The sequence below is a fragment of the Micromonospora sp. RTGN7 genome, assembly GCF_033804645.1.
In the GTDB taxonomy this organism is placed as follows: domain Bacteria; phylum Actinomycetota; class Actinomycetes; order Mycobacteriales; family Micromonosporaceae; genus Micromonospora.
This window is the reverse complement of sequence record NZ_JAPZLF010000025.1, coordinates 1-13,164: the sequence shown is the minus strand read 5'-3', so window position 1 is coordinate 13,164 and position 13,164 is coordinate 1. Positions and strand designations below refer to the sequence as shown.

The 13,164-nt window shown below is 71.1% G+C and carries 10 protein-coding genes and 2 tRNA genes; 8 read left to right on the top strand and 4 right to left on the bottom strand.

Translation table 11 applies throughout. The features are described from left to right. Positions 1-27: 27 nt before the first annotated feature. Positions 28-576, top strand: a complete 549-nt coding sequence (locus tag SNR22_RS26055; RefSeq protein ID WP_320069304.1) for a hypothetical protein — start codon at positions 28-30, stop codon at positions 574-576. A 132-nt stretch (positions 577-708) separates the two neighbouring features. Next, a complete protein-coding gene (locus SNR22_RS26050; RefSeq protein ID WP_320069303.1) occupies positions 709-2,592 on the top strand; it encodes a propionyl-CoA synthetase in 1,884 nt (627 codons plus the stop codon). A gap of 27 nt (positions 2,593-2,619) precedes the next feature. Here the strand turns inward: SNR22_RS26050 and SNR22_RS26045 are convergent, their stop codons facing one another. The 3 genes from SNR22_RS26045 to SNR22_RS26035 form a co-directional block, all read right to left on the bottom strand. Then, a complete protein-coding gene (locus SNR22_RS26045; protein WP_320069302.1) occupies positions 2,620-5,433 on the bottom strand; it encodes an Hsp70 family protein in 2,814 nt (937 codons plus the stop codon). 257 nt (positions 5,434-5,690) lie between these two features. Further along, on the bottom strand, positions 5,691-6,149 hold the full coding sequence (locus SNR22_RS26040) for a hypothetical protein (protein ID WP_320069301.1): 459 nt from the start codon (positions 6,147-6,149) through the stop codon (positions 5,691-5,693). A 294-nt stretch (positions 6,150-6,443) separates the two neighbouring features. Next, a tRNA-Gly gene (locus SNR22_RS26035) sits at positions 6,444-6,517 on the bottom strand. Positions 6,518-6,886: 369 nt separating this feature from the next. Here SNR22_RS26035 and SNR22_RS26030 point away from each other — a divergent pair. The 6 genes from SNR22_RS26030 (at position 6,887) to SNR22_RS26005 (ending at position 12,341) form a co-directional block, all read left to right on the top strand. Then, positions 6,887-6,960, top strand: a tRNA-Pro gene (locus SNR22_RS26030). A 145-nt stretch (positions 6,961-7,105) separates the two neighbouring features. Next, complete coding sequence (tig, locus tag SNR22_RS26025) at positions 7,106-8,464, top strand: trigger factor (RefSeq protein ID WP_320069300.1); 1,359 nt, start codon at positions 7,106-7,108, stop codon at positions 8,462-8,464. A 170-nt stretch (positions 8,465-8,634) separates the two neighbouring features. Then, positions 8,635-9,276, top strand: a complete 642-nt coding sequence (locus SNR22_RS26020; RefSeq protein WP_320069299.1) for an ATP-dependent Clp protease proteolytic subunit — start codon at positions 8,635-8,637, stop codon at positions 9,274-9,276. A gap of 14 nt (positions 9,277-9,290) precedes the next feature. Beyond that, on the top strand, positions 9,291-9,953 hold the full coding sequence (locus SNR22_RS26015; protein WP_320069298.1) for an ATP-dependent Clp protease proteolytic subunit: 663 nt from the start codon (positions 9,291-9,293) through the stop codon (positions 9,951-9,953). Between the two features lie 207 nt (positions 9,954-10,160). Continuing rightward, complete coding sequence (gene clpX / locus SNR22_RS26010; protein ID WP_320069297.1) at positions 10,161-11,456, top strand: ATP-dependent Clp protease ATP-binding subunit ClpX; 1,296 nt, start codon at positions 10,161-10,163, stop codon at positions 11,454-11,456. Between the two features lie 87 nt (positions 11,457-11,543). Beyond that, complete coding sequence (locus SNR22_RS26005; RefSeq protein ID WP_320069296.1) at positions 11,544-12,341, top strand: carbon-nitrogen hydrolase family protein; 798 nt, start codon at positions 11,544-11,546, stop codon at positions 12,339-12,341. A gap of 36 nt (positions 12,342-12,377) precedes the next feature. Here SNR22_RS26005 and SNR22_RS26000 read toward each other — a convergent pair whose 3' ends face one another. Beyond that, positions 12,378-12,605, bottom strand: a complete 228-nt coding sequence (locus SNR22_RS26000) for a hypothetical protein (RefSeq protein WP_320069295.1) — start codon at positions 12,603-12,605, stop codon at positions 12,378-12,380. Positions 12,606-13,164 lie beyond the last annotated feature (559 nt).

The following is a 13,164-nucleotide window of genomic DNA, read 5'->3' as shown; positions in this document are numbered from 1 at the left end:
GGCGCCGACGTCAGGGGAGGACATGAGATGGCAGACCAGACACAGCCGTGGGCGGAGCGGACCGTCGAGGTGGCGCCGCAACCGGGTGTCGGGGTGCCGCCGCAGCGCGACGCCTTCCGCCGGGGTGTGGCCTCGGTGGGGCAGCCGCGGACTCCGCGTACCGAGCAGTTCCCCGCCGTCGACCAGGGCGGGCACGACAGGGTCTGGTCCGGCGACGTGTCGGCTCCCCGCCGCCCGCTGAGCTGGCACCTGTCCCAGCTGCGGATGGGCGGCGAGTGGAGCGCCGCAGGAGCGCTCTTCGCCTTCGTCTGTTGGGGCATCTGGGCCATCTCCGGGCGGGGCAACCTGGGGGCTCCGGTGCTCACCTTCGTGCTGAGTCTGCTGGTCGCGGTCGGGTTGTTCGCGCTATCCCGACTGCTCGGCCGGGTGATCCTGGAGCGGCAGATGGGGCGGATCCGGCGCAGCGCGCGGGGCGCACACGTGGTGACCGCGGTTTTCCTGGTGGGCCTGGGGGTCGCCTACCTCCAGCAGACCGAGTGGGTGGTCTCCGCCTGGAACTGGGTCACCGGCAACTGACCCCGGCCGCCCGGGCGGGTCGGCGGAGAGCAGCCCGTCCGGTCCGGCCGTTCGGCGACCAGGCGGGTACGTCCGGCGCACCGGACCCGTTCGGCTGTCGTGCCGCCCGCCCGGCACGCCCAGCATGGCGGGATGGGCGCGTATCGAGCAGCGTACGAGCGGAGCATCGCCGACCCGACCGGCTTCTGGCGGGACGCGGCGGCGGACATCGCCTGGCACCGGCGGCCGGAGGGAATCCTCGACGACAGTCGGGCCCCGCTGTGCCGCTGGTTCCCCGACGGGGAGCTGAACACCTGCCACAACGCCCTGGACCGGCACGTGGCCTCGGGGCGGGGTGACCAGCCGGCGCTGATCTACGACAGCCCGGTCACCGACACGGTCCGCACATACACCTACACCGAGCTGCGCGACGAGACCGCCCGGTTCGCCGGCGCGCTGCGCCGGCTCGGGGTCGGCCGGGGCGACCGGGTGCTGCTCTACCTGGCGATGGTCCCGGAGGCGGTGGTTGCCATGCTGGCCTGCGCACGGATCGGCGCGGTGCACTCCGTGGTGTTCGGCGGCTTCGCCGCCCACGAGCTGGCGGTACGCATCGACGACGCCCGGCCGAAGGTGGTGGTGGCCACCTCGTGCGGGATCGAGGTGGACCGCATCGTGCCCTACCACCCAATCATCGACGCGGCGCTGGCGGAGGCCGACCACGCCCCGGATCGCTGCGTCATCGTGCAAAGACCCCAGCATCCCGCCCCGCTCACCCCGGGCCGCGACCTGACCTGGGAAGAAGCCCTCGACGGCGCCGAGCCGGCCGGCTGCATTCCCGTCGCCGCCACCGACCCGCTCTACGTCCTCTACACCTCCGGCACGACCGGCCGGCCCAAGGGCGTGGTCCGGGACAACGGTGGCCACGCGGTGGCGCTGCACTGGTCGATGGGGAACGTCTTCGGCATCGGCCCCGGCGACGTCTTCTGGGCCGCCTCCGACGTCGGCTGGGTGGTCGGCCACTCCTACATCGTGTACGGCCCGCTGCTCGTCGGCGCGACGACGGTGCTGTACGAGGGCAAACCGGTCGGCACCCCGGACGCGGGCGCGTTCTGGCGGGTCGTGTCGCAGCACCGGGTCGCCGCCCTGTTCACCGCCCCCACCGCGATCCGGGCGATCCGCCGGCAGGACCCGGACGGCACCCGGATCGGCCGGTACGACCTGTCCAGCCTGCGGACGCTCTTCCTGGCCGGTGAACGCCTCGACCCGGACACCTTCGCCTGGGCCGGCGCGCGGCTGGGCGTGCCGGTGGTGGACAACTGGTGGCAGACCGAGACGGGCTGGCCGGTGGCGGCGAACCCGCGCGGGTTGGAGCCGTTACCGATCAAGGCCGGCTCGCCGTCGTTGCCCGTCCCCGGGTACGACGTGCGGGTTCTCGACGCGCGGGGCGCCGAGGTGCCGCCCGGCACGGACGGGTCGATCGTGATCCGGCTGCCGCTGCCCCCGGGCTGCCTACCCACCCTCTGGGGCGACGACGAACGTTACGTCCGGTCGTACCTGAGCGCCTTCCCCGGCTACTACCTGACCGGCGACGGCGGCCGGTTCGACGACGACGGCTACCTGTACGTGATGGGCCGCACCGACGATGTGATCAACGTAGCCGGGCACCGGCTCTCCACCGGGGCGATGGAGGAGGTGTTGGCCGGCCACCCGGCGGTGGCCGAGTGCGCCGTCATCGGCGTTGCGGACGCGCTCAAGGGCCAGGTGCCCAGCGGGTACGTGGTGCTCAAAGCCGGTGTCGAGGTGGACCCAGGCGCCCTCGCCGCCGAGTTGGTCGCCCGGGTGCGGGAGCGGATCGGCCCGGTCGCCGCGTTCCGCCGGGTCACCGTCGTGTCGGCCCTGCCGAAGACCCGCTCCGGCAAGATCCTGCGCCGGACGATGCGCGGCCTGGTGGAGGGGCGCGACGAGCCGGTCCCGGCCACCATCGAGGACCCGGCGACGCTCACCGTCTTCCGAAAGCTGTCCTCCACCACCGACTGACCCCGCCGACCCCGTACGACGGCGGGGTCACGGCTGCGGGGCGAAGCGGTACAGCACGAAGTCCTTCGCCGCGCCGCAGAGGAGCACGCTGGTGTTCCACGAGCAGGACTGGGTCCGCACGTCCTTGACCGCGCCCAGTTCCTCCGGCCGGCTCGCGCCGACCGCCATGCCGGCGACGCTGCGGTTGGCCTCGCTGCTGCTCAACGGGTCGGCGAAGACCAGCATGTTGCCCGCGTCCAGCCGGACGGCCACCCCGTCCCGGTCGCGCAGCACCGCTTTGCCCTCCGGCCCGAACAGCGTCGACGTCGCCTCGGGGTAGTCCCGGCGGACGACCAGGTGCTCGCCCACGGCCACCAGTTCCTTCGCCCCCGGCGCCGCCCACCGCCCCGGCTTCGCGCCCTCGGCGACCGCCACCACCTCGGTCTTCTCCGCGTCGCCGGAGAGGGTCTCCAGCAGGCACGCCCGGTGCTCGCCGCAGGCCACCAGCGCCTCGGCCCGCCTTGCGTCGTCCGGGGCGCTGTGCAGCACGGTCGGCTCGGCCACCCGGGTCAGGTCGTAGGCGAGCAACCGGTACCGGCCGCCGGCGTCGTCGACCACGTACAGCCGGTCGTCCCGCGCCGCCACGAGGTCGTCCCGGTCGGCCACCCCCGTCCAGGTCCGCAGCACCGTGCCCTTCTCCACGTCGAGCAGCCGGGCCGATCGGTCGGCGCCGATCTGCACGAGCCGGTCGGCCGGGCCCTGCCACGGGTCGCGGGGCGTCCCGTCGGCGTACGCCGGCCCGCCCGCGCCCTCGGTGGTCTCCACGCGCAGCACCGTGCTGCGGTCGTTGCTCGAGGAGCCGCGCGGGTTGGGCTCTTCCCAGACCGGCTTACCGTCGCTCATCCGTAGCCCGACCAGGCGCTTGCCCGCGTCGTCGACGAGCACCGCCACGTCGCGGCCGAAGATCATCCGATCGTCGTCGCTGATGGCCCGGCTCCACCGCTGCTGGCCGGAGCCGGCGTCGCGAACCACCAGCTCGCGGGAGGCGTTCACGCCGATCGCATCCGGGTAGGCCACCACCGCGCCGGGGACGGCGACGATCCGGTCCCACCGCTGCGCCGAATGCGTCGTCAGCTCCCGCCACCGCTGCTTGCCGGTCTCCGCGTCGATCGCCGCGATCTCCAGCCGGCCGTCGGGCAGCGGGTACGCCACGTAGCCGGTGTCGCCGAGCAGGGCGGTGAAGGTGTCGGCCGGCCGGTCCGCGCCGGCCTCGACGCGCTTCACCTCGGCCAGGGTGTCGAACTCCAGGCCCGGGTAGCGGTCCCGGGTGAACCACAGCGCGGCGCCGACGCCCACCCCGGCCAGGGCGAGCGCCGCCGCGATCGAGATCCACAGGGCTCGCCGCCGTCGAGGCGCGGCCGGCGTCGCCGGCGTACCCGAAAGGTCTGGCCCGCCCCACGCGGTGGCCGCCGGGGCGGGCGGCCCGGCGGGCAGCGTCGGCGGCATCCCCGGTCTGCCGTCGGCCCAGGTGGGCGGCAGACCGCCGGCCCCCGCCGACGCCGGCACGGTCGGCGGTACGTCCACCGGTGCGCCGGCCGTGACGCCCGTCGGGCTGCCCGCCGGCGCGGCCACCGGGCTGCCTGCCGCGTTGCCCGCTGCCACGCCCGTCAGGCTGCCCGCCGGCGCGAACCTCGGCGACGCGGCCGGACCCTGTCGTGGGGGCCGGGGCGCCGGCAGGTCCGTCAGTGCCCCCTCGGCCACCGGCAGCTCCGGCTGCTCCAGCACGGTCGGCGCGACTCCCAGCTCGGCGTGCAGCATCCGGGCCACCAGCGGCATCCGGGTCGGGCCGCCGACCAGGAACAGCCCGGCGAGCCGGTCGGGGGTGAGGCCGGCGGCTGCGACCACCCGTCCGGTCTCGGCCACGGCCCGGGCCAGCAGCGGGGTGGCCACCCGCTCAAGGTCGCCCCGGTCGAGCTGGGCGACCGTCCGCAACCCGGGTACGACCACCGGCGCGACGGAGGCTCGGGACAGCATCTCCCGGGCCTCGCGGACGCTCTCCAAGAGCCGGTGCCGGTCCCGCCACTGCTCGGCGTCGCCCGGGTGGGTCAGCCGCGCCCACTCGGCCGGGTGGGCCGTGGAGACCTGCTCGCCGAGCCGGTCAACCAGGGCGGCGTCCAGGTCGAGCCCGCCGAGGTCGGGCACGCCTCCGGTGGCGGTCACGGCGAAACCGGAGTCACCCCACGGGTCGGCGCCCTCGTTGCGCAGCACCGCCACGTCCAGGGTGCCCCCGCCCAGGTCGAACACGGCGATGGAACCACCGACCGGCACCGGTCGACGCAGCACCTGGGCGTAGTAACGGGCGGCGGCGACCGGCTCGCGCAGTAGCCGGGTGCCGAGCGGGGTGGGACCGGAGAGGGTGTGCTCGGCCGCCTGCGGCCAGCCCGCCCGCAGCAGCGCGTCGGCGAGGACCTGACGCCGGGCGTTGTCCCAGGACGCCGGGCAGGTCAGCACCGCCGGGGGAAGGAAGCCGACCGTGGCGACCGCAGTCTGGCCCACCGCGTGCAGAATCGCGGCCAGCAGGTCGGCGGGGGCGTACTCGCGGTCGCCGAGCGGTACGCCGGGGGAGTCGATCCGGCGCTTCGGGTTCGGCTCGTACCGGCCCGGGTCGGCCCGCGCCAACCGCTGGGCGTCCCGGCCGACGTGCAGGCGCCCGTCAGCGTCGGCGTACACGCCGGAGGGGATGACCGGCTGCCCGTCGACCAGCAGCGGCCGGGTCCGTCCGTCCGGCCAACGGAGCACGGCCACGGTGTTCGACGTACCGAGGTCGACGCCGAGAGCGAACCCCTCGTGCTGGCCTGCCATCTGCCGCTACCTCCGCCGGGACGAGGGGATGTCCGGCTGGCATCGTACGCAGGCGGGTCACCCTGCGGGACAGTCCCCGGTCGGTGGCCCCGCCCTCGGGCTGTCGGCCCGGGTCCGGTTGGCGGCAGCAGCGCGGGCGGCAGGGGTCGCGGTCCGTCGGGTACGGGGGTGCCTCACGTGACTGTCATCGCGGGCCAGGAAGGTGGCCCGCGGTGACAGTCGCAATGGTGGCAAATCGGCCACTGAGGGCGGCGAGGTCAGAATTTGACGGTGACGCCGGCCGCCTTGCAGGCGGCGGTGAGGTCCTCGCCGGCCTTCTCGAAGCCGGGGTCGGCGGCGGCGGTTCCCGGGTCGGCAGCCGCTGCGGCCTTGAGGGCCTCCGCACCGAACTGCTTCAGGGCGGCTGCCACCTTGCTGTCGCCTCCCTCGGCGGCAACGGCGGCCATCTTCTCGTTCAGATCGGTCAGGATCTTCTTGTACGTGGACGGCTTCACATCGCCGCCCTCGGACTGCAGGGCGGAGACGAGCTCACCCTTCATCTGGTCCCCGGCCTTCTTCGCGGACTCGCAGAGCTTCTTGTCGCTCGTGCCGTCCGCCGCGGCCGAAGACGGTGCCGAGGAGGCGGAGGGGGCGGCCGAAGAAGCAGCCGTCGAAGCCGACGGCGCGGACCCGGACGTGGTCGTGGTGTCCTCACCGCTGCAGGCGGCGAGAGCCATCAGGGAGGCACAGAGCAACACAGTGGAGGTTACGCGAAAGGAATTCACGGGCGCGCACGCTAGCCGATGTCTGCACTTTGATCAACTTCGAATCGGCGGTGTCGGCCCCACTCGACGTACGCCAACTGGACGAGGGTGGTGCGACGACCGCGACGTTCGAGGCCGGCCCGCGAAGCCGCCTGCGACAGCACGGTCGGCGGTACTGGACGCCAAATGGCACGCAAGATCAAAAAAAGGTTGGGACGAGAGCGGCCCAGGTGCGGCGACAACGCCGCTGACCTGGGCCGGTAATGCTGGAGCGGGCGACGAGAATCGAACTCGCACCGTCAGTTTGGAAGACTGAAGCTCTGCCATTGAGCTACGCCCGCGTCCGTCCCGCTGTGCGCGGTACGCCCCGACAGCCTACCCGGTGCCCCGCCCCGCCGCGCATCCCTGTCCCCGCCCCGTCGGCACCATCCGCCGTACCCGTCCGCCCAACCCAGTTCCCGACCCGAGATCCCCACAAAAGCAGGGAATTAGTGGCCCCCAGGCGCCTGGGGGCCACTAATTCCCTGAATGTGGCCCTACCCGGGCCGCGCCGCTGCCGCGAGCGGCTCGGGGTTCCGTCCCGCCCGGTTCTACGCGGCTGGGCCGGAGCTGTGACGTGGGTTGCGGGAGCCCGTCGAGGTGGTCCCGGGGTGTCGTTGGACGCCCCGGCACTCCCGGTGTGTGCCGACGGCATACACTTCTCGTCGCCACGGGGTGTGGCGCAGCTTGGTAGCGCACTCGCTTTGGGAGCGAGGGGCCGTGGGTTCAAATCCCGCCACCCCGACTGTCGTACGCGACCGGGTCACCCCGGGTGCCGCCCGAATTCCGCGCGGTCTCCCGGGCGCTGCCGGAGGGCCGCGCCGGCTCGCCTACACTCGATGGGCTGAATCCCGCCCAGACTCAACTGAGATCCGTCAAGGAGTACGCCTGTGAAGAGCACCGTCGAGACTCTGAGCCCGACGCGCGTGCGGCTCGCCATCGAGGTGCCGTTCGTCGAGCTCGAGCCGAGCCTCAAGAAGGCGTACCGGGAGATTGGCCAGCAGGTGCAGGTTCCCGGCTTCCGGCGGGGCAAGGTGCCGTCCGCCGTGATCGACCAGCGGGTGGGCCGAGGCACCGTCCTCAACGAGGCGGTGCAGGAGGCCATCCCGCAGACCATTCTCGCTGCGGTCCGCGAGCACGACCTGAAGACCCTCGGCCGCCCCGAGGTCGAGATCACCGAGTTCAACGACGGTGACTCGCTGAACTTCACCGCCGAGGTCGACGTCCGCCCCGAGCTCACCCTGCCCGACCTGAGCACGATCGAGGTCACCGTCGACGAGCTCCAGATCGACGACAGTGAGGTCGATGAGCAGGTGAAGAACCTGCGTGAGCGGTTCGCCACCCTGAAGACCGTCGAGCGGGCCGCCGCCGAGGGCGACTACGTGCAGATCGACCTGAACGCCACGGTCGACGGCGAGGACGTCCCCGGCGGGCAGGCGACCAACATCTCCCACGAGGTGGGCAGCAAGCAGCTTCTGCCGGGGCTGGACGAGGCCGTTGTCGGCCTCGCCGCCGGCGAGAGCGTCACCTTCACCACCCAGCTCGTCGGCGGCGACTTCGCCGGCCGGGACGCCGATGTGGCGGTGACCGTGCGCACGGTCAAGGAGAAGGAGCTGCCGGCGCTCGACGACGACTTCGCCCAGCTGGCGAGCGAGTTCGACACCATCGAGGAGCTGCGCGACGACCTGCGCGAGAAGGTCACCCGGGGCAAGCGCGTCGAGCAGGTCTACGCCGCCCGGGACAAGGCCCTTGAGCAGCTCGTCGAGGCCGCCGAGGTGCCGGCGCCGGAGGGCGTGGTCCGCGAGGAGGTCGAGAGCCGTAAGCAGGCCATGGTCGACCAGCTCGAGCGGATCGGCGCCTCCCTCGAGGAATACCTCGCCGCCGAGGAGAAGACCGAGGAGCAGATCGACGCCGAGCTCAACGAGGCGGCCACCGACGGGGTCAAGATCCAGCTGCTGCTGGACACGCTGGCCGACGCCGAGGAGGTTCAGGTCTCCGACGACGAGTTCGGCCACGAGATCGTCCACCGCGCCCAGCGTGCCGGGATGGCCCCGCAGCAGTACTACGACCAGCTCGTCCGTTCCGGCGCGGCGAATGCCGTCTTCGGCGACGTGCGGCGGGGCAAGGCGCTGGCCTCGGTGATGGAGCGGATCAAGATCAAGGACTCGGCGGGCAACGAGGTGAGCCTCGACGCGATCCGTGCCGAGAGCGGCGAGACGGACGACCACGACCACGACCACCAGCACTGATCGTCGGGTGAGGCCGCCGTCCACCGGTCCCGGTGGACGGCGGCCGAAATCCTTTTCCGGGTACGTCTGCGAGGGGCTGCGCTGAGAGCGAAAAGCGCCCCGACCGGGAGTGTGCCGCCCGGACGAGCGGTTAGTGTCGGTGCAGACGGTACGGAGAGCGAAGGGCTGCCATGACCGACATGCACATCCCAACGAAGCCGCTCCGGGCGATCGAGGCCCGCGGTGGCGACAACATTGGCAACCTCGACGACTCGGTCTACAACCGGTTGCTCAAGGAGCGCATCATCTTCCTGGGCAGCGAGGTGAACGACCAGGTAGCCAACCGCATCTGCGCGCAGCTGCTGCTGCTCGCCGCGGAGGACCCGGACCGCGACATCTTCCTCTGGATCAACTCGCCGGGTGGCTCGGTCTACTCCGGTATGGCGATCTACGACACCATGCAGTACATCGACAACGACGTGTCGACCGTGGCGATGGGCATGGCCGCCTCGATGGGTCAGCTGCTGCTCTGCGCGGGCACCAAGGGCAAGCGGTACGCCCTGCCCCACGCGCGGATCATGATGCACCAGCCGTCCGGCGGCATGGGCGGCACCGCCTCCGACATCGCCATCCAGGCGGAGCAGATGCTGTACACGAAGCGGATGTTCCAGGAGCGGGTCGCGCACCACACCGGCCAGACCCAGGCGCAGATCGAGGCCGACTCGGACCGCGACCGCTGGTTCACCGCCCAGGAGGCCATGGACTACGGCTTCATCGACAAGGTGATCACCGGAGCCACCCAGGTTCCGGAAGGCGCCGGGACCCTGAGCTGAGCGAGGAGCTGACGATGACCGACCTGAGCCTGCCGCCCCAGTTCGCGGCCGTGCACAACCGCTACGTCCTGCCGTCGTTCGTCGAGCGCACGTCGTACGGGGTGAAGGAGTCCAACCCGTACAACAAGCTCTTCGAGGACCGGATCATCTTCCTCGGCGTCCAGGTGGACGACGCGTCCGCCAACGACGTGATGGCCCAGCTGCTGACGCTCGAGGGCACCGACCCGGACCGCGACATCATCATGTACATCAACTCGCCCGGCGGCTCGTTCACGGCCATGACGGCGATCTACGACACCATGCAGTACGTGCGGCCGGACATCCAGACGGTCTGCCTCGGCCAGGCCGCGAGCGCGGCCGCCGTGCTGCTGGCCGCCGGCACCGCAGGCAAGCGGATGGCGCTGCCGAACTCGCGGATCATCATCCACCAGCCGGCCACCGAGGGCGGCTACGGGCAGGGCTCGGACATCGAGATCCAGGCCCGGGAGATCCTGCGGATGCGGACCCAGCTGGAGGAGATGCTCTCCCGGCACTGCAACCGGCCGGTCGAGAAGGTCCGCAAGGACATCGACCGCGACAAGATCATGACAGCCGAGGAGTCCCGCGAGTACGGGGTCGTGGACACCATCCTCAGCAGCCGCAAGAAGGGCCTGCTCGCCGCCAACGCGGCCAGCTGAGGCGAGCAACGGGTCGGAGGTCGGCCGGGCCTGCTCTCGGCCGGCCTCTGACACGCCCGATTTGGGGGTCGGAGAAACCCCCGCCAGCGGGTAACGTCGGTTCCGCACCGTTGTCGGTTCGGTCCGGCAGGCGAGCGGAGACGGACGGAGCGCAGCGTCCGCAGGTCATGGCCGGTACACCGGCCGATGAGCGCAGGGAGAACGTAGGTGGCACGGATCGGTGACGGCGGCGACCTACTCAAATGCTCCTTCTGCGGCAAGTCGCAGAAGCAGGTCAAGAAGCTCATCGCGGGCCCAGGGGTCTACATCTGCGACGAGTGCATCGATCTCTGTAACGAGATCATCGAGGAAGAGCTGGCCGAGTCCGGCGAGGTGAAGTGGGAAGAGCTTCCCAAGCCGATGGAGATCTGCCAGTTCCTCGACAACTACGTGGTCGGCCAGGACCAGGCGAAGAGGGCGCTCGCGGTCGCGGTCTACAACCACTACAAGCGGATCCAGGCAGACGCGGCCGGCGCGCCGGGTTCTGGTAGCGACGCCGTCGAGTTGGCCAAGTCGAACATCATGCTGCTCGGGCCGACCGGCTGCGGCAAGACGCACCTGGCACAGACTCTCGCGCGGATGCTGAACGTCCCCTTCGCGATCGCCGACGCCACCGCGCTCACCGAGGCGGGCTACGTCGGTGAGGACGTGGAGAACATCCTCCTCAAGCTGATCCAGGCCGCCGACTACGACATCAAGCGCGCCGAGACCGGCATCATCTACATCGACGAGGTCGACAAGATCGCCCGCAAGTCGGAGAATCCGTCGATCACCCGGGACGTCTCCGGCGAGGGGGTCCAGCAGGCCCTGCTGAAGATGCTGGAGGGCACGGTGGCGAACGTGCCGCCGCAGGGCGGCCGGAAGCACCCGCACCAGGAGTTCATCCAGATCGACACCACCAACGTGTTGTTCATCTGCGGCGGTGCCTTCGCCGGCCTCGACCAGATCATCGAGGCCCGCACCGGCCACGGCGGCACCGGCTTCGGCGCCCGGCTCCGGTCGGTCTCCGATCGGTCGACCGACGACATCTTCAGCCAGGTGATGCCGGAGGACATGCTGAAGTTCGGGCTGATCCCCGAGTTCGTCGGCCGGCTTCCGGTGATCACGAACGTGCGCAGCCTCGACCAGGAGGCACTGGTGCGGATCCTTACCGAGCCGCGCAACGCCCTGGTCAAGCAGTATCAGCGCCTCTTCGAGCTGGACGGCGTCGAGCTGGAGTTCGACGAGCCGGCCTTGGAGGCGATTGCCGACCAGGCGATGCTGCGCGGCACCGGTGCCCGTGGCCTGCGCGCCATCATCGAAGAGGTGTTGCTCTCCGCGATGTTCGAGGTGCCGAGCAACCCCGACGCCGCCCGGGTGCTGATCACCCGCGAGGTCGTGTTGGAGAACGTCAACCCGACGATCGTCCCGCGCGAGTTCACCGGCCGCCGGGCCCGCCGGGACCGCGAGGAGAAATCCGCCTGACCCCTTGCCCCCCGGTGGGGAGAAGCACGGCCGTCGGAGACGGTCCGAGGCTGTCGTAGCGGCCCTTCCGGCCGTACGCTGAGGCTCATGCGTGTCGCCGTCTGCCAGCTCAACGCCCGCGATGACCGGGCCGCCAATCTGGCGGCCGCGGAGGCCCTGCTGGTCCGGGCGGCCGCCGCCGGCGCGGACCTGGCCGTCCTCCCGGAGTACGTCGACTACCTGGGCCTCCCCGCCGGCATGCCGGCGCCGGAACCGATGGACGGCACGGTGGGCCGGTTCTTCGCCGGCGTCGCCCGCAGGCTCGGCATCTGGCTGGTGGCGGGTTCGTTCCACGAGGTGGGCCCGGACCCGGAGTACACCTGGAACACCTCGCTGGTCTTCGACCGAGCCGGCACGCTGGTCGCCAGCTACCGCAAGATCCACCTGTACGACGTGGAGATCCCGGGGCGGGTCTCCTACCTGGAATCGGCGACGGTCACCCCCGGGGAGAAGCCGGTCGTGGTCGACGTCGAGGGCGTCCGGGTCGGCCTGTCGATCTGCTACGACCTTCGGTTCCCCGAGCTCTACCGGCACCTGACCGTCGACGGGGGAGCGCAGCTGTTGGTGGTGCCGGCGGCGTTCATGTCGCACACCGGGCGGGATCACTGGGAGGTCCTGCTGCGTGCCCGGGCCATCGAGAACCAGTGCTACGTCGCGGGGGCCGGTCAGACTGGTGACCACGAGCCGGGGCGTACCTGCTTCGGCCGCAGCATGGTCGTCGACCCGTGGGGGACGGTCCTCGGCCAGGTGCCGGACGGCCCCGGTCTGACCGTCGTCGACCTTGACCTGGACCGCCTCCGGACCATCCGCGCCGAGCTGCCGAGCCTGGCGAACCGCCGGCTCTGACCAGCAGAGTCGGGCGGAGCCGGCGGCTGTCGGTCGTCAGCCCTGCAGGAGGACCCCGATCACGGTCAGCCCGGCGATGGCGGCTGCGGTGACCAACAACGCGGTGGTCATCCGGGACCGCCCGCGGCGGGCCAACCGGCCGACCGAGACCAGGATTACCACCAGCACGACGGCGCCGATGACCAGCTGCCAGAACGGCAGCAACAGCCCGAGCAGTGCTTCCTCGGCGAGCGTGGTCCCCGGGGAGGGGGAAGCGGCGTCCATGCCAGACACTCTGGCACGCCGGGGCCCTGGTGCGGGCGAGCCGGCCCGACGGACCAGGGAACACGGGCCGCTCGCGATGTAGCGACAGCCGTTGATTTGCCTTCCGGTGGCCCGTACGCGTAACTTTCTCTCTGCAAGCGGGAGGCCGGACAAACCGGCCGAGAGCGAGCACCAGGTTCGTGGCGGAGACGCCGAGCGAGGCTGGATCCGGGCGGTGCGAAAGTCTCCGGTAAGACGGGGTTGCAATCGCGAAGCTGACCGGCTAGAGTACTGAAGCCGGCAGGAGCCGGGCGGGTGGCCGCGAAGCGGCGATCAGCCGGTCTGCGGCTTACCACGACAGAAACGACCGCCGATCTTAGGCGTGCGTCATCGTGGATCGGTCCTCAACGCAGGAGAACTTGGCAACGATTTGTTCTGCGGAGAAATGATCGGGTAAGTTTTAAGCAGTTGCCCCGGATGGGCTCCCATTGTGTGGGGGTTTCGGATGGTGTGTGGTTGTTCTTTGAGAACTCAACAGGGTGCTTGATAAGCCAGTGCCAATTATGATTTATACCCCGTG